Source organism: Teichococcus aestuarii, assembly GCF_003116135.1.
Taxonomy (GTDB): domain Bacteria; phylum Pseudomonadota; class Alphaproteobacteria; order Acetobacterales; family Acetobacteraceae; genus Pseudoroseomonas; species Pseudoroseomonas aestuarii.
Genome location: NZ_PDOA01000008.1, coordinates 155165 through 176020, shown reverse-complemented (window position 1 = coordinate 176020; position 20856 = coordinate 155165). Strand labels below are relative to the sequence as shown.

Below are 20856 nucleotides of genomic sequence, written 5' to 3'. Positions count from 1 at the left end.
TCAGCTCTTCCAGTTGCCGGCGCGGAAGTCCATCGCGAAGGCGGGCGCCGCCTTCCAGCCGATGTCGCGCCGCTTGGCGGTGAAGGTCGCGTTCTGGTGCAGCACGGTGTAGGCGGGGTCCTCGCGCTCGCAGATCTCCAGCATGCGGCGGAACACCTGCTTGCGGCGGGCGCGGTCCGTGCTCGTCTCCAGCTCGACGGAGAGGCGGTTCATCTCGTCGTTGCTCCACTCGCCGACCTGCTGCTGCTGGCCGTTCGGCCCGTGCTGGTTGACGATGGAGGAGACGGGATCGTTGAACGGCGCGCTGTTCGACCAGTCGCGCACCGCGCGCCCCGGCTCGCGGGAGAGGATCTGCGACCAGTTCTCCTTCATCTCGATCTGCACGTTGAGGCCGACCTGCTTCCACATCTCCACCAGCACCTGCGCCGTCGGCGTCTGGTTGGTGTAGTAGTTGTTGAGCAGGCGGTAGGGGATCGGGTCGCCCTTGTAGCCGGCCTCCTTCAGCAGGCGCTGCGCCTCGGCCGGGTCATACTTCGGCACGCTCCAGTCGGAGACGAACATGTCGCCGTAGTATTCCCACTGCAGCCCCTTCGGCACGACCGTGCGGCCGGACCACAGGCTGTCCACGATCGCCTGGCGGTCGATGGCGTGGGTGAAGGCGCGGCGGATGCGCGCATCGGCGAGCTGCGGGTGGTTCTTGTCGAAGACGGTGAGGCGGTGGTTGAGGATGGTGCCGCCCTGCACCTCGAAGCGCCGGTCGCCCTCGATGCCGCCGATCTGGTCGGGCGGGATGTCGCAGGCGAACTGCACCTCGCCCGAGCGCAGCATGTTGACGCGGGCCGAGACCTCCGGCACCTCGATGAAGCGGATCTCGCGCAGCGGCGGGCGGCCACCCCAGTATTCATCGTGCGCGACGAGGCGCAGCAGCTGGTCCGGGCGGAACTCGGCCACCTTGTAGGGGCCGGTGAGGACGGGCTTGCGCGCCCACTCGAACCAGGTCTCGGCCTCGATGTAGCCGCGCTTGCTGATGATCTGGCTGCCGTAGCGGGAGAGGCGGCCCTCCAGCGTCACGTCCGGCGTCGCGTTGTGGACGCGCACCGTGTACTTGTCGACGATCTCGACGCGCTCCAGCGCCGGCCAGGAGCGGCGCGCCACGGCGGGCACCTCCGCCGGCAGGTCGCGCCCGGCGCGGGTCGGGATGCGGTCGCCCGAGACGCTGATGGTGCGGCCCTGCGCCGTCGGGTTGGTGTCGCCGAACATGCGCTCGGGGCCGAAGGTGAAGACCACGTCCTCGGCGGTCATCTCGTCGCCATTGTGGAACTTCACGCCCTGGCGGAGCTTCAGCTCCACCACCTGGTCGCTGATGCGGCGCCACTCGGTCGCCAGCTCCGGCACGGCGCCGAGGCCGCCCAGCCAGTCGCGCCCGATCAGCCCTTCCCACAGCGAGGAGAACAGCACGCGCTCGCCGACATTGGACTGCTCGCGCAGCACTTCCAGCGTGTTGCTGTTGCTGATCTTCTGCACCGCGATGGCGATGCTCGGGCGGTTGTCGGCCTGCGCAATGGCGAAGCGCGGCAGGGCCGAGAGACCCAGCGCGCCACCGGCGCCGAGCAGGAGGGAACGGCGGGGCGTCATCATGGATTGCGCTCCTCAAGGCCACCCGGGGTGGCGCGGAAATGCGTCAGGGTGCGCTCGGCGTGCCGCATCCGGTGCGACAGCGCCTTCTGCGCGTATTCGGCGACGATTGCGGCATGCGCGGGATCGTTCGCCAGGTTGTCGAATTGCTGCGGGTCGCGCTGCAGGTCGAAGAGCAGCGGCGGCAGGCCGGAGAAATGGACGTATTTCCAGTTCTCGTCCTGCACCACGCAGAGCGACGCGTCGTCCAGGCCGAGGCCGAGCGCGGTCTCGGGCTTGGAATAATGCACGTCGCGGAAATCGTATTCGTAGAACAGGTGCTCCCGCCAGTCGGCCGGCGGGCCGTCCTGCAGCAGCGGCAGGATGGAGCGGCCGTCGCAGGCGCGCGGCGCCTCGCCGCCCAGCCATTCCAGGATGGTCGGCAGCACGTCGACGCTCTCGGTGAAGGCGCTCTCGATCTCGCCCGCGCGGGGCGAGGCACCGGCTTCCTTCACCACCAGCGGAATGCGGAAGCTCTCGTCGTGGTAGCCGATCTTGCCGAGCAGGTAATGGTCGCCGAGCTGCTCGCCATGGTCGGAGGTGAAAATGACCATGGTGTCATCCCACTGCCCCGTCGCGTCGAGGTAGTCGAAGACCTCGCCCAGCGCGTTGTCCACCTCGGTGATCAGGCCGGCATAGGTGGCGCGCATGGTGCGGATGGCCGCCTCGTCCAGTGCGCTCGCGGCACCGCCGGCGCCGTGGAAGAAGGAGCCCTGGCTGATGCCGCGCAGGTAGAAATCCAGCAGCGGGTGCTGCGCCGCCTCCTCCTGCCAGGTGGGGCGGCGGTGCAGCGCCGGCATATCGGCCGGGCTGTACATGGTGTTGTAGGGCGCGGGCGCGATGAAGGGCGGGTGTGGCCGCCAGTAGCCGAGATGCAGGAACCAGGGCTTGTCGCCCTTGCCCTTCAGGTAGGTCAGCGCCCGCTCGGTGAAATAGGCGGTGTCCGACAGCTCGGCCGGGATGCGGCAGGGGCGGTCGGTGGCACCCGGCACGCTGTCCTCGCCCTCGGGCAGCCAGATGTCCTCGCGCTTCTCGGGCAGGGCGTAGCCCTTCTGGGCGAGCCAGCCGAAATAGCCGTCCATGCTGGGCTCGAAGGCGCCGACGGCGCGGAAGCCCTCCATCAGGTCGCCCAGCGTGGTGAAGCGCGGGTCGCGCGCGCCGGTGGTGCGCGGGTCGGGGGTGGAGGTGGTGTAGCCGATCAGCGCCGGGTCGTAGCCGATATGCCGCAGCGCCTTGCCGAGGTTCATGTGGCGCGAATCCAGCGGCACGGTGTTCTGCACCGCCCGGTGGTTCATCAAATAGAGGCCGGTCAGCAGGCTGGCGCGCGCCGGGCCGCAGGGCACGGCGTTGGTCACGTGGTTGCGGAAGGTGACGCCCTCCCGGCACAGCCGGTCCAGGTTCGGCGTCCGCAGGAATCCGGCCCCCAGCGCGGGCACGAAATCCGCCCGCCACTGGTCCACAACGATCAGCAGAACATTTTTCCGTCGCGCCATGCGGCAATCCGTCCCGTCATACTCTTCGGGCGGAGCGCTTAGGCTGTGTGCCGCGACGGGCGGATGACAGGGTTATGGCAGTGTCGTGACACTCGACGGCAACGGCCGGCCCCGCTCGACGAGGCCGGCCCGGCCCGCGCGGCCTGGCTTCAGCCGCTGCGCAGCACGGCCTGCAGCCCGCCGGAGCGGTGCAGCACCTGCATCCCCACCTCCTCCCCCGCGCGGTGGAAGGCGATGTCCAGATGGCCTTCTCCCAGGCGGAGGCTGCGCAGGGTCAGCCTTTCCAGGAAGCGCGGCAGCACCGGCTGGTCGAAGCGGATGCAGTGTTCCTCGGCATCGAAGCCGAGCCCCAGGCAGGCACCCAGCAGGGCGAAGGGTGCCGTGGCCGCCCAGGCCTGCGGCGCGCAGGCCACCGGATAGAGCGTCGGCCCCTGGCCGCGGCGGCGCGGGAAGCCGCAGAACAGCTCCGGCAGGCGGCGCAGCTCCACATAGGTGGCGGCGTCGAACAGGGCGGAGAACACCTTCGCAGCCTGCCGCCGGAAGCCGTAGCGGGCCAGCCCCTCGGCCACCAGCGCGTTGTCGTGCGGCCAGACGGAACCGTTGTGGTAGCTCATCGGGTTGTAGCGCGACTGGCCGGCGGCGATGGTGCGGATGCCCCAGCCGGAGAAGGAATCCGGCTCCAGCAGTGTGTGCGCCACCCGCGCCGCGCGCTCCGGCAGGGCGATGCCGGCGAACAGCGCGTGCCCGGCATTGGAGCTGCGCACCCGGCAGGGCTGCTTCCGCCCGTCCAGCGCCAGGATGTAGGTGCCCAGTTCCTCGTCCCAGAAGCGGGCGTCGAAGGCCAGGCGCAGCGCGTCGGCGCGGCGGTCCAGTGCCTCGGCGGCGAGCGGGTCGCCCAGGCGGCGGAAGATGCGGGCGGCGGCGCGCCAGGCGCCATAGACATAGGCCTGCAGCTCCACCAGCGCGATCGGTCCCTCCGCCAGCCGGCCATCGGCGTGGAAGATGGCGTCGTGGCTGTCCTTCCAGCCCTGGTTCAGCAGCCCGTCCGGCCGCTTGCGGCTGTATTCGACGAAGCCGTCCCCGTCCGTGTCGCCGTGCCGGTCGATCCAGCCCAGCGCCGCCTCGATGTTCGGTCGCAGGACGCGCAGCGTGGCCAGGTCGCCGGTTCGGTCGAGATAGGCGCCGGCCAGCATGACGAAGAGCGGGGTGGCGTCGGCGCTGCCGTAGTAGCGGCGGAACGGCACCTCGCCGAGCAGCGCCATCTCGCCCTGCCGCGTCTCATGCAGGATCTTGCCGGGCTCGGCGTCGGTGGCCGGGTCTTCCTCCGTCGCCTGATGGGCGGCCAGGAAGCGGAGCACGCCGCAGGCCAGGGCGGGGCTGTACCAGAGGGTGTGCCAGGCGGCGATCAGCGCGTCCCGCCCGAAGGCGGTGCTGTACCAGGGGATGCCGGCATAGGGGTAGGGGCCCTCCGGCGTCTCGGTCACCAGCATGCTGAGATCGGCCGCGGCGCGGCGCATCGTCTCGTTGAAGATGTCGTTGCTGCTGTCGAGGCCGGCCCGCAGCGTGGCGTCGCGCCGCTGCGCCCGCCGCGCCTCGCGCAGGGCCAGGCCGAAGGCCTGCCGCGCCGTGCAGGGCGCCGGTTCGCGGTTGCAGCCGATTTCGATGAACACCGCCTGCCGGGTGCGCGGCGGCAGGGTGAGCTCGTAGATGGCCCGCTGCGCCTCCAGGCGGGTGGGTGCGGGATCGAAGCGCAGCACGGTCTGGCGCCGCTGGGCATCCAGCCCGGTGTAGGAGAGGGTGACGTGGTCCCGCTCCTGCAGGGGCGCGTGCAGTGTGCCACGGCGCTCGCGCCGGGCGCCGCGTGCCTCGAACAGGTCGGCGAAATCGGCGGCGAAGCGGAGCTCCAGCCGCAGGCGGTGCGGACGGTCGTCGAAATTCCGCAGCGACAGGCGCTCGTGGCAGGCCCCCTTCCAGAGGAAACGGCTGCGGCGCAGGTGCAGGAGATCGTTCGGCACCGCCTCCAGCCCGCCGCCGGCGGGCAGGTCGGGGTTCGTCAGGTCGCAGGTGAGGGCGGCGTTGTCGTCCTGCACGGCGGCGCTCAGCAGCAGGGGCCGTGCGCCGTTCAGCCACAGCGAGAGGTGCGACAGGTGGCGCGTGTCGTCGTGGTAGAGGCCTTCCGGGCCGCCGCCGAGGTCGCCCGCATGGTCGAAAAGGGCAAAGGTGTCGCCATGCTTCAGGGTGGTGGAGCGCCCTTCCTGCAACGAGGCCGTGGCCGCGACGGGGAAGCCATCGTCATCCGGATGGGGTGCGCCGGGAGCGGAGATGTCCATGGGGCGGTCCATCAGGTGCCGGCCGCAAGGCGACGGGGCGGGGTGCGGGCGAACATCAGGGGTGATCCTCCAGCCTCGGTTGCCTTGTTTATGCGTTGGGACCCGTCACCACTTGGTCAAGTGGCCGCCAGACGGCGACGGGCCACGTCCACCTGATTTCCGGAGGATGCAACGGGCTGGCGGGTCGGCAGGGGCGCGGCGGAGAGGCCAGCAGCCGGCGACCTGAAAAATATCGGGTTAACGCCCAAAAAAAAGCGAAATATTTCGTAATATGTCAGGATATCCGGAGAAACGCGGTCCTGCTCCTGGCCTCCGCTGTCGCGCAGATGATTTGCGTCGCTCGGGGGCGCTTGCCATAACCGGCCGATCGCATGGTGCAAACACGACAAGACACGGGTTCGGGGCCGGTTCTGCCGCTGGTTCCAGGCCGCCCTTCCGCGGAGATCGCCGGCCGGCTGCGGAGCTGGCTGCGGCGTCATCCGCGTATCCTCAACCCACTCCGGCGCCTGATGCTGGATACCGCGCCCTATCTGCCGGGCATGGCGCAGCTGATGACGCGCATGGGCGGGCGCTGCTGGGGCCCTTCGCCCGCCGCCTACCAGCGCTGGGTGGCCGAGCACGACACGCCGTGCCCGGAAGCCCTGGCGGCCATGGCCAGCGCCGCCCAGGCCATGCCGGACCCGCCGCTGATCTCGGTGGTGATGCCGGTCTACAACACGCCGGAGCCCTTCCTGCGGGCCGCCATCGCCTCCGTGCGGGCGCAGGCCTACCCGCACTGGGAGATGTGCATCGCCGACGACGCCTCGCCCGCGCCCCATGTGCAGGCGGTGCTCGCCGAGGCGGCGGCGTCGGACCCGCGCATCCGCACCGTGCGCCGGAGCCGCAACGGCCATATCAGCGCCGCCAGCAACTCCGCCCTGGAACTGGCGCGCGGCGAGTTCGTGGCTTTGATGGACCATGACGACCTGTTGCCGCCCCAGGCGCTGTTCGTGGTGGCGCAGCACATCCGCGCCTGCCCGGAGGCCGACCTGTTCTTCTCGGACGAGGACAAGGTGGACGGGCAGGGCCGGCGCTATGGCCCCTATTTCAAGCCCGGCTGGAATCCGGAGCTGCTGCTGGGGCAGAACCTGGTCAGCCATCTCGGCGTCTACCGGCGGGAGCTGCTCCTCCGGCTGGGCGGGCTGCGGGAGGGGCTGGAGGGCAGCCAGGACTGGGACCTCGCGCTGCGGACCGTGGCGGCGGCGGGGGTGGAGCGGGTGCGCCACATCCCGGCCATCCTCTACCACTGGCGGCAGGGCGCGGAGGCGGCCTCCTTCTCGGAGGGGGCGCTGGATCGCTGCGCGGCCGCAGGGCGCCGGGCGGTGGTCGAGCACCTGGAGCAGAGTGGCCTCCCCGGCGCCAGCGTCACCCCGCAAGGCGACCTGCCCGGCTGGTCGCGCGTGCGCCACGTCATGCCCCAGCCGCACCCGATGGCCAGCCTGGTCCTGGCACTGCCCGCCGCCCCGGCCGCGCCGGAGGACTTCCTTTCGCTGCTGGAGATGGCCGGGTATGCCCCGGCGGAGCTGCTGCTGACCTGGCCGGGCGGCACGGCGCCGGCCGTTGCGGATGCGCGGTTGCGGTTGCTGCCGGGCCAGGCCGGAGCGGGGCGGGCGGCGTTGCTCAACGCCGCGGCCGCACAGGCGCGGGGCGAGGTGCTGGTGCTGCTGGAGCCGGGGGTCGCGCCAGCCGGCGAGGGCTGGCTGCGCGAGCTCGTGGCCCAGGCGCTGCGCCCGGAGATCGGCGCCGTCGGCGCCATGCTGCTGGGGCCGGGGCGGCGGATCCGCCACGCGGGCTATGTGCTCGACGGCGTGACGCCCGCCAGGAGCTGGCCCGCGCTCGGCCGGGCGGTGGAGAACGAGTCCGGCTATGCCGGCCATCTGCGGCTCCCGCGCGATGTCTCGGCCGTCAGCGGCGCCTGCCTGGCGGTGCGCAAGGCCAGCTTCGAGGCCGTCGGCGGCCTTGCGCCGCTGCCCTGCTGGTCGGACCTGGATCTCTGCCTCAAGCTGCGCGCCGCCGGGCTGCGGGTGCTGTGGACGCCGTTCGCGCGCCTCCGGCAAGAAGGGGAGGACAGGCGGGTGGACCGCACCGGGCAGGCCGAGGCCCTGTCCTGGCTGCGCACGCGCTGGGGGCGGCGGCTGGGGGAGGAAGCCTTCTTCAGTCCGCTGCTGCCGCTGGCGGAGGGAGAGCCACCCATTCTCCCCAGGCCGCGCCTCGCGGTCAGCGCCGGCTGAAGCGGATGCCACCCCTGCATGTCCTGCTCGCCACCTACAATGGCGCGCGCTACCTGCCGGAGCAGCTCGACAGCCTGGTGTCGCAGCGGGAGGCGGCATGGAGCCTGCTGTGGCGCGACGATGGCTCCACCGATGGCACGCCGGCGCTGCTGGAGGCATTCGCCCGCCGCACCGGCCGCGCCGCCGAGGCGGTGACGCTGCCAGGGCGTGCCGGCGCCATGGGCAGCTTCATGCGCCTGCTCGCCGCGGCGCCGGAGGGCGGCCACTATGCCTTCTGCGACCAGGACGACGTCTGGCTGCCGGGCAAGCTGGCGCGGGCCCAGGCGGCGCTCGCCGAGATGCCGGAAGCACGGCCGGCGCTCTACTGCAGCCGTCAGCAGCTTGTGGATGCAGCGCTGCGGCCGACCGGCCTCTCGCCGCTGCCGCGCCGTCCGCTCGGCTTCCGCAACGCGCTGGTGCAGAATGTGGTGACGGGCTGCACCCTGGTGCTGAACGATGCCGCGCGCCGGCTGGTGCTGGCGGCGCCGCCGCCGCCGCCCGGCACGATGCATGACTGGTGGTGCTACCTGCTGGTCAGCGGTGCGGGCGGAGCGATGCGGTTCGATCCCGAGCCGGGCCTGCTCTACCGCCAGCACGGCGCGAATGCGGTGGGGACCCAGCCATCCCTGCTGCGGCGTGGCCTGGCGGCGTTCACGCGCGGGCCGGAGCGGTTCCTGGCGGTGTTCAGCGGACATCTGGAGCGCCTGCGGCCGGCCGCCCCGCTGCTCACCGCCGAGGCCCGGGAGACCCTGGCCCTGGTGGCGCCGCTGCTCACCCTGCCGCGGCGGGAGCGGCTGCGCCGGCTGCGCCGGGCCGGCCTCTACAGGCAGGGAGCCGCGGAAGATGCGGTGCTGCGCGTCTGGCTGCTGATGCCGCCCGGCATGGCGGCCCCGGCCAGCCTGCCGGGAATCAGCCCGCCGGGCGGCGCAGGCTCACGGTGATGGCGACTCCGGGGGGCGGGCCGGGGTCGACATTCGCGGCGTTGCCGCCCGCGATCAGCCGGATCAGCCCCAGCCCCGATCCCTGGCTGCCGCGCCTGCTGGCCGCCGCGACCGTGGCGGCATCCGGTCCCGGCCCTTCATCGCGCACGATGATGCGCAGCTGGCTGGCCTCCGGCAGGGGCTGAAGCGCAATCTCCACATGGCCGCGGCCATGCCGCAGCGCGTTGGCGAGCAACTCCCAGGCGATGATGCCGATGCGCGGGGCATCCAGCGCGCTGATCGCCAGGTCCGGCGCCGGCTGCAGCGTCAGGGTGCGCCCCGGCTCCGGCCTGCACTCCTGCAGGCGGCGCAGCAGCAGCGCCACGTATTCGCGGACGGAAACCTGGCCTGTCGCCGGGCGGCGCTGAAGATGGGCATGCGCCTCGGCCACGGCCTGCACCCGGCCGGCGGCGGCGTCCAGCCGGGCCGCCGCCGCCGTGTCCCCCAGCGAAAGGGCCTGGAGGGACAGCATATCGTTCACCATCTGCAGGCCGTTGCGGATGCGGTGGTCGATCGCCCGCACCAGCCCCTCCTGATCCTGCTGCGACCGTTCGAAGCGGGCCTTCAGCGCCTCCGCCACCTGCCGCGTCTCGGCCAGCTCGCGCCGCAGGGCCAGCTCGCTGCCCAGCAGGTCGGCCACCGCCTGGAGGCGGTGCAGCTCCCCCACGCCCGGCGCCTGCTGGTGCCCCTTGGAGCTCAGAACGGCCAGGATGCCGCGCTGCGCGCCATCCGGCTCGCGCACCGCCACGGCGGCGCAGGTGCCGCCGGCACGGCCGGCCGCCCCTGCGCCGCTTCCCCCGCCATGGACCGGCAGCACGACCGGCAGCGGCCGCCCCTGCAGCATCTTCAGCACCGCATCGAGCTCGGCGGCCGCGAGGCCGGAGGTGGCCCGGCAATGCCTGGAGCGTGCACCCGGCGCCTCGGACAGAAACAGCATGGCCGCGTCGGCGCCGGCGCCATCCAGGGCCAGCCCCAGCATGCGGTCCAGCGCGGCCATGTCAGGCCAGGCACCCCCGGACTGCAGCAGGGCGCCTGAGGTCGCCCTGCTGCAGTCCGGGGCAAGGGAGGAATGATCCATGCGATGGTCCCGCGCCGCCTCCCGCTCCTTTGTCATGCTGAGCCTCATGAAGTTCGCCGAGCCCCACAACCCTAGCGGGTCGCAGGCATGTAGGCACGGCAGATTGGAGGTCGTCCCAAAAATACGCAATTGTTGATTTTTAGGGTGGGCGGGGTGCCTCAACAAAGGGCTCGGAAGGAGAATCGATAATTTTCGATGGTTTACCCCTGAACTCTCTTCCGAGGAGCGCCTTGCTCCGGATTTCGGTCACGATCATTGCGGCGTGCAAAATACACTTATGGTTGCATAAGCCGCTTCCACTGTGCCGAAAATCCCACGCCCCTTCCTAAAGCCACGAAGAGCAGGTTTTTGTCATTGAGTTGACATCACGAAATCGCGACCATCGCCTTGGCCCCACCGGCGGCCCAAGCCTAGAGCGGAATAATCAGGGAGATGGTGCGATGGTTGCGGGAGCGGAATGGTGGCGCGGCGCCGTACTCTACCAAGTCTACCCACGTAGCTTCGCGGACAGCAACGGAGACGGCATCGGTGACCTGCGCGGCATCGAGGCCAGGCTCGACCACATCGCCGGCCTCGGGGTCGATGCCATCTGGATCTGCCCCTTCTACGCCTCGCCCGGGCGGGATTTCGGCTATGACGTGTCGGACCACCTGGCCGTCGATCCGCAATTCGGCACGCTGGAGGATTTCGACCGGCTGCTGCGCGCCGCCCATGCCGCCGGGCTGAAGGTGCTGGTCGACCTGGTGGGCGGCCACACCTCGGACCAGCACCCCTGGTTCCAGCGCAGCCGCGCCAGCCGCCAGGCGCCGGAGGCGGAGTGGTATGTCTGGGCCGATCCGAGCCCCGACGGCACGCCGCCCAACAACTGGCTCAGCGTCTTCGGCGGCGCCGCCTGGACCTGGGAGCCGCGCCGGCGGCAGTACTACCTGCACCATTTCCTCTCCAGCCAGCCCAGCCTGAACCTGCACAACCCGGCGGCGCTGGAGGCCGTGCTGGCGGTGGGCGAGTTCTGGCTCAAGCGGGGCGTCGACGGCTTCCGCCTCGATGCGATCGACTTCCTGGCGCATGACCCGGCGCTGCGCAGCAACCCGCCCCGCCCCGCCGCCGACGGGCAGGTGCCGGCCAAGCTGTTCGCCCTGCAGGAACACCGGCACGACATGATCCAGCCGGGGCTGTTCGGCATCCTGCGCCGCATCCGCGCGCTGACCGACCGGTATCCGGGCACCGCCACGCTGGGCGAGGTGTCGAGCCAGGACGGTGCCTTCGACCGGGTCCGCCGCTACAGCGCCGGGCAGGACCTGCTGCACATGGCCTACACCCTGCGGCCGCTGCGCGGCGGCTTCGACCACGCCACGGTGCGCGACCTGCTGGCCGAGGCGGGGCGGGAGGCGGAGGGCTGGCCCTGCTGGTCCTTCTCCAACCACGACGCGGAGCGGGCCGTCACCCGCTGGAACCCGGCGGGGCGCGATGCGCCGCCCGACCCGCGCTTCGCCCGGCTGCTGGCGGCGTTGATGGTCTCGCTGCGCGGCAGCCTCTGCCTCTACCAGGGCGAGGAGCTGGGCCTGCCGGAGGCGGTGCTGAGCTTCGAGCAGATCCGCGACCCGTTCGGCCTGACCTACTGGCCGGAATTCCGCGGCCGCGACGGCAGCCGCACGCCGATGCCCTGGCAGGCCGGGGCGCCGCATGCCGGCTTCAGCAGCGCCGAGCCCTGGCTGCCGGTGCCGGAGGCCCACCACCCCCTGGCGGTGGACCGGCAGGAGCTGGACGATGACAGCCTGCTGCAGGTGTGGCGCCGCGCGCTCGGCATGCGGCGGGCCTACCCGGCGCTGGCGCGCGGCGGGCTGCGGCCGCTCGACCTCGGCGCGCCGCTGGTGGGCATGGTGCGGGAGTATGGCGGGCAGCACATCCTGGTCGTGCTGAACCTCTCCAACACGCCGCAATCCTTCCAGGACGCGCGGCTCGGCACCGCCCGGCTGCTGCCGGACTTCACCGGCCAGGGCGCGTGCCGGGAGGGCGACGCCGCCACATTGCCGCCCTATGGCGTGCTGTTCGCGGCGCTGGAGGCGGTGGAGCAGCCCCGCTTCGCGGCGGCGCTGACGGCCTGAGGAGGGCCGGGCCGGGGGATCTTCCCGGCCCGGTGCAGCCTCACGCGGTGGGGCGGATCATCTCGAACAGGCCCGTCACCTCGGTGTAGTCGCCGCGGTAGCCGCAGCGCGCCACGGGCCGCGCGGCCACCGTGTCGAACCGGCCCTCCTTCAGGAACTCGTGCCGGATGTGCACGCCGATCACCTGGCCGATCATCAGCCAGGTGTTCAGGCCGCGCCCCGTCACGTCCTTCATCTCCACCACCTGGGTCAGCCGGCACTCAAAGGCGGCCGGGGAGCGCGCCACGCGCGGCGGCTTCACCAGGGTGGAGGGCGCGGCCTCCAGCCCGGCGCGGAGCATCTCGTTCTCGCCGGGCGCGAGCGGGGCGCAGGTCTCGTTCATCGCCTCGGCCAGATCACGGGAGACCAGGTTGCAGACGAACTCGCCCGTCTCCTCGACGTTGCGCATGCTGTCCTTCCGCCCCTCGACCGAGTAGCCGACCATGGGCGGGCTGGTGTTGAGCCCGGCGAAGAAGCTGTAGGGCGCCAGGTTCACCCGGCCCTGGCCGTCGAGGCTGGTGATCCAGCCGATCGGGCGCGGGGCGAGGATCGCCTTGAAGGGGTCGTGCGGCAGGCCGTGGCCCTGGCGGGGGTCATAGAAATAGGTGTCTTGGGTCATGCGGCGCATCAAGCCCGGCGGGATGGGCGCTGTCGAGAGTGCCGCCTTGCCGCCGGCGCGCGGGCGGTGTTTGCTGGCCGCGTGAAAGGGCCCGCAGAGGCCCGCCAGCCCGGCTTCACCCCCATGCGGAGCGTCCTCCCCATGCATCGCCGCACCCTGCTGACGGCCGCCGCAGCCGCCCCTTTCCTGTCCCGCCCCTCCCTGGCGCAGCCGGCCTCGGCGCGGGTGCTGAAATACGTGCCGCAATCCGACCTGACCATCATCGACCCGGTGATGACCACGGCCTACATCACCCGCACCCACGGGCTGATGATCTGGGACCAGCTCTACGGCCTGGATGCCGAGCTGCGGCCGCAGCCGCAGATGGTCGAGGGGCACACGGTCGAGGATGACGGCCGCCGCTGGACCTTCCGCCTGCGCGAGGGCCTGGTCTTCCACGATGGCGAGCCGGTGCGGGGGCGGGACTGCGTCGCCTCGATCCGCCGCTGGGCACAGCGGGATTCGCTCGGCCAGGCGCTGATGGCCCGGCTCGACGAGATGAGCGCGCCCGACGACCGCAGCTTCGTCATCCGCCTCAAGCGCCCCTATGGCGCCATGCTGGAGACGCTGGCCAAGGTCGGCCCCTCGGCGCTGTTCGTCATGCCGGAGCGCATCGCGGCCACGGAGGCCACGCGGCCGATCACCGAGATCGTCGGCTCCGGCCCGTTCCGCTGGAAGGCGGATGAGCGCGTCGTCGGAGCCCGGGTGGTGTACGAGAAGTTCGGCGGCTACCGCCCGCGCGAGGGCGGCGCCTCATCCTGGGCCGCCGGCCCCAAGCGGGTGCATTTCGACCGGGTGGAGTGGCACGTGATGCCCGACCCCGGCACCGCCACCTCGGCGCTGACCAATGGCGAAGTGGACTGGTGGGAGAACCCGACCAACGACCTGCTGCCGATCCTGGAGCGCAATCGCAACATCGCCACCCAGCTGGCCACGCCGCTCGGCACCATGGGCACCGGCATCTTCAACCACCTGCACCCGCCCTTCGACAAGCCGGCGGTGCGCCGCGTGGTGATGGAGGCGATGTCGCAGGAGGACTGCATGATCGCCGCCGCCGGCACCGACCCGGCCCTGCGCCGCACCGGCATCGGCTTCTTCACGCCCGGGACGCCGATGGCGAGCGATGCCGGGCTGGAGCCGCTGACGAAGCGGCGCGACATGGAGACGCTGAAGAAGGCGCTGGCCGAGGCCGGCTACAAGGGCGAGCGCGTCATCCTGATGATCCCGACCGACCAGGCGGTGCTGGCCGCCATCGGCGAGGTCTGCCTCGACACGCTGCGGCGGCTGGGCATGAACGTGGAGCCGGCCGTCTCCGACTGGGGCACGCTGGTGCAGCGCCGCGCCAGCAAGGCGCCGCCGGAGCAGGGGGGGTGGAACATGTTCAACACCACCTGGGCCGGGCTCGACATGATCAACCCGGTGGTGCAGCAGGTACTGCGCGCCAATGGCGAGCGCGCCTTCTTCGGCTGGCCCACCATCCCGCGCCTCGACGAGCTGCGCGAGGCCTGGCTGGACGCGCCGGACGTGGCGGCGCAGCAGCGCATCTGCGCCGAGATCCAGAAGGTGGCGGTCCAGGAGGTGCCCTACGTCCCCACCGGCCAGTATCTCTACAAGACCGCCTATCGCCGCAGCGTGACGGATGTGCCGAACGGCCTGTTCGTCTTCTGGGACATCCGCCGCGCCTGACGCGCCCGCCGGCCGGGCGCGCGCCGCGCACCGGCCGGTACCTGCCTGCCCATACCGGAGTTTCCGCCTGATGCCTGCCCTCGACCATATCCGCCGCTACCACGGCGAGTTGACCGCCATCCGCCAGGACCTGCACGCCCACCCCGAGCTCGGCATGGAGGAGCACCGCACCGCCGAGATCGTGGCGCGCAGGCTGGAGGAATGGGGAGTGGACGAGGTGCATCGCGGCATCGGCGGCACCGGCGTGGTGGGGGTGCTGCGGGCGGGCCGCGGCAACCGCGCCATCGGGCTGCGCGCCGACATGGACGCGCTGCCGATGGCCGAGCTGACCGGTCTTCCCTACGCCTCCACCGTGCCCGGCAAGATGCATGCCTGCGGGCATGACGGCCACACCACCATGCTGCTCGGCGCCGCGCGCTACCTCGCCGAGACCCGCAATTTCGACGGCACGGTGCACCTGATCTTCCAGCCCGGCGAGGAAGGCTGCGGCGGCGCGCTGGCCATGCTGGAGGACGGGCTGCTGGAGCGCTTCCCCTGCGATGCGCTCTACGGCATGCACAACGCCACGGGGCTGGATGTGGGGCGCTACGCCATCGGCGCCGGGCCGTTCATGGCGGGCGGCGCCTTCTTCGACATCACGGTGCACGGCAAGGGCTCGCATGGCGCGCGGCCGGAGGCGAGCATCGACCCGGTGCTGACGGCCTGCCACATCGCCACGGGGCTGCAATCCATCGTCTCGCGCAACCTCTCCCCGCGGGAGACGGCGGTGGTGAGCGTGACCAAGGTGACGGGCGGCGACGCCTACAACGTCATCCCGCAGACGGCGGTGCTCTCGGGCACGGCGCGCTTCTTCAGCAAGGAGGTCGCCGGGCAGATCGAGGAGGCGATGCGCCGCATGGCGGAGGGCGTGGCGGCCGGCTTCGGCGCCACGGCGGAGGTGGATTTCCGCCTGATCTTCGCGCCGCTGGTGAACCAGGCCGAGCGCACCACGGAGATCGCCGACGCCGCCGCCGACCTCGTGGGCGAGGAGGCCGTGCGCCGCGACCGCGCGCCGGTGATGGGCTCGGAGGATTTCAGCTTCATGCTGGAGAAGGTGCCCGGCGCCTACATCCATGTCGGCAACGGCCCTGGCGCTGCCGCGCACAACCCGCACTACAACTTCAACGACGAGGCCACGCCCTTCGGCGCCGCCCTCTACGCCCAGGTGGTGGAGCGCGTCCTGAAGCCCGCCTGAAACGGCCAGAAAAAAGAAGTGGGGGTCCGGGGGAGAATTCATTCTCCCCCGGCCTTTCCCTACTCGTTGAGACCCTTCCCAACATAGGGATGCTCCTGCATCCAGTGCCGCGCGATGTCGATGCGCCGCGTCACCCAGGCCCCTTCGCGCTTCTGGATATGGTCGAGCAGCCGCGCCAGCCCGGCGGCGCGCGCCGGGTGCCCGATCAGCCGCATGTGCAGCCCGATGGACATCATCTTCGGCGTGCGGGCGCCTTCCTCGTAGAGCATGTCGAAGGCGTCGCGCACGAAGGAGAACCATTGGTCAGAGGTGCCGACCGAGCCCGCGTATTTCCCGTCATTGTTGGTGAGGGAATAGGGCACGACGAGATGCGGCTTCCCCTCCACCGTCACCCACCAGGGCAGTTCGTCGGCGTAGCTGTCGCTGTCGTAGAGGAAGCCGCCCTCCTCGGCGACGAGGCGGCGGGTGTTCACACTGGGCCCGTAGCGGCAGTACCAGCCGAGCGGCCGGTTGCCGACGGTGCGCTGCAGCGATTCCACCGCCAGACGGATATGCTCGCGCTCCTCGGCCTCGGTGAGTTCGAAGTGCTTCACCCAGCGCCAGCCATGGCAGCAGACGTCGAAGCCGCTCTCGCGGATGGCGGCGGCGGCTTCCGGGTTGCGCTCCAGGGCGAGGGCGCAGCCGAACACCGTCATCGGCAGGTCGCGCTCCTGGAAGAGGCGCATCAGCCGCCAGAAGCCGACGCGGGAGCCGTACTCGAACATGCCCTCGGCGGCGAGGTCGCGCCCCTTCACGCCCTGGCCGAGGCCCATCGCCTCGGTCAGCCCCCATTCGGAATAGCCCTCGCCATCCTGGATGGAAGGCTCGGAGCCTTCCTCGTAGTTCATGACGAAGTTGACGGCCACGCGCGCCCCGCCCGGCCAGCGCGGATCGGGCGGGTTGGCGCCGTAGCCGATGAAGTCGCGCTTCACCTCGTAGGTCATTGCTGCCTTCCTCTCAGCCCAGGGCCAGATCGAACGGGGTGACGGAGACGAATTCCTCGTCCGCCGCCGTGCCGTCGCGCCACATCACCACGGCGAAGCGGCCGGGGGCGTCGAGCACGGTCAGCGGGTGGTGCCAGACATCGGCGCCATAGGTGACGCCCTGGCCGTGGCTGGCGATGAAGGCCTCGGCGTGCGCCATGTCCGGCCCGCCCTCCGCCGCGTGCGGCGCCACGATCACCAGCCAGCGCACGGGCCCGAGCGGGATGAAGCTCTGCGAGGAGAATGCGTGCCGCTCCATCTGGTGCACGCGGAGCGGCCCGCCGTCATGCGGCTCCTTCATCGAGAGGGAGAGGCTCGGCCAGGCGCCGGGGCGGGAGGTGGCGAGGGCGCGCTCGTAGTAGAGGCGCCCGGCTTCCGCCGGCACCTCCAGCACCTCGCCGAACGGCGCGAAGGCCTCCGGCGTGAGCGGGCGGGGGGTCAGCATCGTCATCCGGCCATCCTTCGGACCAGCCCCACGGCACGGTCCATCAGCAGCAACAGGAGGAAGGCCACCGCCACCAGCACGCCCGAGGCGGCGGCGACGCGGACATCCAGCGAGGTCTCCATCATGCCCCAGAGTCGGATGGGCAGCATGTCCGTCTCCGCCGAGGAGAGGAAGAGGGAGACGGGCACGTTGTCGAGCGAGGAGATGAAGGCGAGGAAGCCGCCCGAGGCGACGCCCGGCATGATCAGCGGCAGCACGACGCGGCGGAAGGTGCGCCAGGGCGAGGCGCCGAGGCTGGCGCTGCTCTCCAGCAGGGCGGGGTCGAGCCCGGCGGCGGAGGCGCCCACGGTGCGCAGCGCGAAGGGCGCGGCGATCATGGCATGCCCCATCACCAGCAGCGCGAAGGAGGGCGGCTGCCGCAGCCAGGAGAAGAACATCAGCGCGGCGAGGCCGAAGGCGATGCCGGGCAGCACCAGCGGCGCCAGGAAGGCGCCCTCGGCCAGCCGCGCCCAGCCGGCGCGGGAGCGGGCGATGGCCAGCGCCGCGCCGGTGGCCATCGCCGTGGAAAGCACCGCCGTGCAGAAGGCCACCAGCAGCGAGTTGCCCGCCGCCTTGTGGATCTGCGCCGAGCGCACCGGGTCGAACAGCTCGGCGTACCAGCGCAGCGTCAGCCCCGGCGGCGGGAAGCGCAGCGCCTGGGAGGTGGTGAAGGAGGTGAGCAGCACGATCAGCACCGGCCCCACCAGCACCAGCAGGGCGATGACGGCCAGCGCCAGGATCAGCAACGCCAGCGGCCGGTCGGCGGGGGCGAGCCTATGCATGGGCGGCCCTCCGGCCGAGCATGGAGAGCGCGGCGGCGACGGTGAGCACCGAGCCCATCAGGGTGAGTGCCAGCGCCGCGGCCAGCGGCCAGTTGAACACCACCATGGCCTGCTGCCAGACCAGCATGGGCAGATAGGCCAGCCGCCCGCCGCCGATGACGGATTGCGAGATGAAGGCGGTGGAGGCGCTGGCGAAGACCAGCGTGCAGCCTGCCAGCAGCCCCGGCAGCGCCATGGGCAGCACCACCTTCCGCAGCGTCCGCGCCAGCGAGGCGCCGAGCGCCGAGGAGGCGTCGAGCAGGGCGGGGTCGATCCGCCTGAGCGCCGCGATCAGCGGCAGCAGCATCAGCGGCATTTCTATTTGCGTCAGCGCCAGGACGAGGCCGTGCTCAGTCTGCAGCAGGGGGATGGGCGCGGCGATGGCCCCGGTCGAGAGCAGCGCGCTGTTGATGACACCCTCCCGCCCCAGGATGACGATCCAGGCGAAGGTGCGCACCACCACGGAGGTCAGCAGCGGCAGGATGGCGGCGAGCAGGATCAGGCGCCGCAGCCCCGGCCCCGCCACCAGGTGCAGCAGCGCCAGCGGCACGGCCAGCAGCAGCGTCGCCAGCACCGTGACGGCGCCGAGGCGCAGCGTGTTCAGCACGGCCTGGAGGTGGAAGGCATCGCCCAGCACATCGGCCCAGGCGGCCAGGCTGAGGCTGCCGAGGTTCTCGTCGGTCGCGAAGGAGGTCGCCGCCAGCAGCAGCAGCGGCGCCAGGAAGAACGCCGCCTGCGCCAGGGCGAGTGGCAGCGCGAGCCGCCACGCGCCCTGTTCGGTCACTTCGCCATCTCGCGGTTGAAGCGGTCGATCCAGCGCGGGCGCTGCGGGTTGATCTTCGTCCAGTCATGCGTGACGAAGCTCCTGAGGTCGTCGATCGACTTCATCGGCACGTCGGCGCCGGGCTTCACCTCGGTGTTGACCGGCACGAAGGAGTAGGGGGGCGCCGCCAGCGCAGCCTGCACCGGCGTGCTGATCATGGTGTCGATATACTGGTAGGCGGCGTCGATGTTCCGGCTGCCCTTGGCGATGTGCATGGTGGTGCCGAAGGCCGCGGCGCCCGTCTCCGGCACGGCGAACTCGATGTCCACGCCACGGGATTTCAGCAGCGTCACCGTGTAGGTGTTGGTGTACATGATGTCGATCTGCCCCTGCTGGAACAGGCCGGGCATCGCCGCCGGCTGGGCCACGGCCGGCACCAGCGAGAGGATTTTCCTCAGTTCGGTGAAGAGCGGCTCCATGTCCGCCTCGGAACCGCCGACGGACTTCGCCATCTCGATCAGCGAGATGGTGCCGAAGGTGGTGCCGAAGCCGGTGAGGCCCAGATGCTTCGCGAATTCCGGCTTGAACAGGTCGCGCCAGCCGGCGGGCCTGGCCACCTTCTTCGGGTTGTAGGCGATGCCCACCACCTGCGCGGCCACACCTGCGCCCACCTCGTCCGAATAGCCGGCGGGCAGCCTGGCGCGGTTGGAGAGGCGCGCGGGGTCGAAGGGCTCGAACAGCTTCAGGTCCATGCCGCTGACGCGCGGCCCGGGGTCGAGCACGAACACGTCGAACGGCGCCACGCCGCGCGCGGCGCGGGCCTTGGCGATCTGGTCCACGGCGAAGAGGGGCTCGAAGGCCACGTCCACGCCATGCGCCTGCTTCAGCGCGGGGGCGAGCACGGCGCGCAGCGCCTCGTCCCAGCCGCCGGGATAGACGGCGGCGGTCATGCTGCCGGCGGCCTGTGCGGCGCGGAAGGGCAGGCCAGCGGCGCCGAGCGTGCCGAGGGCGGCGCCCATCAGGGTGCGGCGGGAAAGGGTGGTCATGCGTCGTCTCCGGCGGGGAAGAGGGCGGGTCGGGCGGTGGGCAGCAGGGCGACGCGCACCGGCCCCGGCGCGGGGGGCTGGCCGTGCCGCGCCTCGTGCAGCTTGAGCTCCGTGGCGCCGGCCTCGACGTCGTGCACCAGGGCCGGGCCGAGCGGCAGGGAGATGCGCAGCCGGGCGGGCCAGCTCTCCGGCGTCTCCGCCGTGGCATCGCGCAGCGCCAGGTGCTCGGGGCGGGCGCAGAGCAGCACCCGCTCCCCCACCGCGAAGCCGCGCGGGCTGGCAAGGATCACAGAGGCGCCGACATCGAGCCGCACGCGGTAATCGGCCCCCTCGCGCGCCTCGACGCGGCCATGCAGCCTGTTGCTGGTGCCGACGAAGCCGGCGACGAAGGGCGTGGCCGGGCTGTCATAGACCGTGGCGGGCGCGTCTACCTGCTCCACCCGGCCGCCGCGCATCACCGCCATGCGGTCGGCCATGCTCATCGCCTCGTCCTGGTCGTGCGTGACCAGCACGGCGGTGACGCCGAAGCGGCGCTGGATGCGCTTGATCTCCAGCTGCAGATCCAGCCGCAACGCGCGGTCGAGTGCGGCGAAGGGTTCGTCCAGCAGCAGGATGGCGGGCTCGATGGCGAGCGCGCGGGCCAGCGCCACCCGCTGCTGCTGCCCGCCCGAGAGGGCGCGCGGGCGGCGCGCGGCGAAGCCCTCCATGCGCACGGCGGCCAGCGCGGCCTCGACGCGGCGGATGACCTCCGCCTTCGGCCGGCCGCGCGCCTCCAGCCCGTAAGCCACGTTCTCGGCCGCGCTCATGTGCGGGAACAGGGCGTAGGACTGGAAGACGATGCCCACCCCCCGCTTGCCCGGCGGCAGGTGGCCGATCGGCGCGCCATCGACCAGCACGCGCCCCGCCTCCGGGCGGATGAAGCCGGCGACGGTGCGCAGCAGCGTCGTCTTGCCGCAGCCGGAGGGGCCGAGCAGCGCCAGGATCTCCCCAGGCTCGACGGAGAGAGTGACGCCATCGACGGCGGTGGCCTGTCCGTAGCGGACGCGGATGCCGTCCATGTCCAGGCGGTGGCCGGCGGGCGCGGCGGGGGCGAGGGCGGCGGGGGTGTCCGTTCGGTCGAGCATGTGCGCCGAA

Annotated in this window: 16 protein-coding genes; 5 read left to right on the top strand and 11 right to left on the bottom strand. The window is 71.6% G+C overall.

What is annotated here, in order from left to right:
* The 3 genes from CR165_RS13870 to CR165_RS13860 all read right to left on the bottom strand — a co-directional run bounded on the left by CR165_RS13870 (window position 1) and on the right by CR165_RS13860 (window position 5497).
* The gene (locus CR165_RS13870) at window positions 1-1638 is read right to left on the bottom strand and encodes an ABC transporter substrate-binding protein (RefSeq protein ID WP_109517588.1); all 1638 of its coding nucleotides are present in this window, start codon (window positions 1636-1638) and stop codon (window positions 1-3) included.
* Window positions 1635-3167 (bottom strand): phosphoric/sulfuric ester hydrolase PehA, encoded by a 1533-nt coding sequence (gene pehA / locus CR165_RS13865; protein WP_109517587.1) that lies wholly within the window; start codon window positions 3165-3167, stop codon window positions 1635-1637. The genes CR165_RS13870 and pehA overlap by 4 nt, the downstream gene beginning before the upstream one ends.
* Before the next feature lie 149 nt (window positions 3168-3316).
* Entirely contained in the window at window positions 3317-5497 is a 2181-nt protein-coding gene (locus CR165_RS13860; protein WP_245906409.1) for an amylo-alpha-1,6-glucosidase, read from the bottom strand.
* 509 nt (window positions 5498-6006) lie between these two features.
* On the opposite strand from CR165_RS13860, the gene CR165_RS13855 reads away from it, so the two are divergent.
* Both CR165_RS13855 and CR165_RS13850 read left to right on the top strand, forming a co-directional pair.
* Window positions 6007-7767 (top strand): glycosyltransferase family 2 protein, encoded by a 1761-nt coding sequence (locus CR165_RS13855; protein WP_181378160.1) that lies wholly within the window; start codon window positions 6007-6009, stop codon window positions 7765-7767.
* Window positions 7768-7772: 5 nt separating this feature from the next.
* The gene (locus CR165_RS13850; protein ID WP_109517584.1) at window positions 7773-8747 is read left to right on the top strand and encodes a glycosyltransferase family 2 protein; all 975 of its coding nucleotides are present in this window, start codon (window positions 7773-7775) and stop codon (window positions 8745-8747) included.
* Here the strand turns inward: CR165_RS13850 and CR165_RS13845 are convergent.
* On the bottom strand, window positions 8716-9783 hold the full coding sequence (locus tag CR165_RS13845) for a histidine kinase dimerization/phosphoacceptor domain -containing protein (RefSeq protein WP_181378159.1): 1068 nt from the start codon (window positions 9781-9783) through the stop codon (window positions 8716-8718). The two genes, CR165_RS13850 and CR165_RS13845, sit on opposite strands and share 32 nt — an antisense overlap.
* Window positions 9784-10304: 521 nt before the next feature.
* Between CR165_RS13845 and CR165_RS13840 the strand changes: the two genes are divergently transcribed.
* Entirely contained in the window at window positions 10305-11969 is a 1665-nt protein-coding gene (locus CR165_RS13840; protein WP_109517582.1) for an alpha-glucosidase, read from the top strand.
* A gap of 40 nt (window positions 11970-12009) precedes the next feature.
* Here CR165_RS13840 and CR165_RS13835 read toward each other — a convergent pair whose 3' ends face one another.
* A complete protein-coding gene (locus tag CR165_RS13835) occupies window positions 12010-12627 on the bottom strand; it encodes a flavin reductase family protein (RefSeq protein ID WP_109517581.1) in 618 nt (205 codons plus the stop codon).
* Window positions 12628-12768: 141 nt separating this feature from the next.
* On the opposite strand from CR165_RS13835, the gene CR165_RS13830 reads away from it, so the two are divergent.
* Together CR165_RS13830 and CR165_RS13825 are read left to right on the top strand one after the other, a co-directional pair.
* A complete protein-coding gene (locus CR165_RS13830; protein WP_109517580.1) occupies window positions 12769-14352 on the top strand; it encodes an ABC transporter substrate-binding protein in 1584 nt (527 codons plus the stop codon).
* Between the two features lie 70 nt (window positions 14353-14422).
* Window positions 14423-15586, top strand: a complete 1164-nt coding sequence (locus CR165_RS13825) for a M20 aminoacylase family protein (protein WP_109517579.1) — start codon at window positions 14423-14425, stop codon at window positions 15584-15586.
* A gap of 59 nt (window positions 15587-15645) precedes the next feature.
* Here the strand turns inward: CR165_RS13825 and CR165_RS13820 are convergent, their stop codons facing one another.
* Genes CR165_RS13820 through CR165_RS13795 form a run of 6 tightly spaced genes read right to left on the bottom strand, consistent with a single transcriptional unit; the run spans window position 15646 to window position 20846 of the window.
* Window positions 15646-16569 carry an allantoinase PuuE gene (locus CR165_RS13820; protein ID WP_109517578.1) on the bottom strand — a complete coding sequence of 308 codons (924 nt, stop codon included), beginning with the start codon at window positions 16567-16569 and terminating at the stop codon, window positions 15646-15648.
* Window positions 16570-16582: 13 nt separating this feature from the next.
* On the bottom strand, window positions 16583-17059 hold the full coding sequence (locus CR165_RS13815) for an ureidoglycolate lyase (protein ID WP_146201905.1): 477 nt from the start codon (window positions 17057-17059) through the stop codon (window positions 16583-16585).
* Window positions 17056-17874: an ABC transporter permease gene (locus tag CR165_RS13810; protein WP_109517576.1), complete on the bottom strand. Its 819-nt coding sequence runs from the start codon at window positions 17872-17874 to the stop codon at window positions 17056-17058. The genes CR165_RS13815 and CR165_RS13810 overlap by 4 nt, the downstream gene beginning before the upstream one ends.
* Window positions 17867-18697, bottom strand: coding sequence for an ABC transporter permease (locus CR165_RS13805; RefSeq protein WP_109517575.1), 831 nt, complete (start codon window positions 18695-18697; stop codon window positions 17867-17869). Before CR165_RS13805 ends, CR165_RS13810 begins: the two co-directional genes overlap by 8 nt.
* The gene (locus CR165_RS13800) at window positions 18694-19722 is read right to left on the bottom strand and encodes an extracellular solute-binding protein (protein WP_109517574.1); all 1029 of its coding nucleotides are present in this window, start codon (window positions 19720-19722) and stop codon (window positions 18694-18696) included. The genes CR165_RS13805 and CR165_RS13800 overlap by 4 nt, the downstream gene beginning before the upstream one ends.
* Window positions 19719-20846, bottom strand: coding sequence for an ABC transporter ATP-binding protein (locus CR165_RS13795; RefSeq protein ID WP_109517611.1), 1128 nt, complete (start codon window positions 20844-20846; stop codon window positions 19719-19721). Before CR165_RS13795 ends, CR165_RS13800 begins: the two co-directional genes overlap by 4 nt.
* Window positions 20847-20856 lie beyond the last annotated feature (10 nt).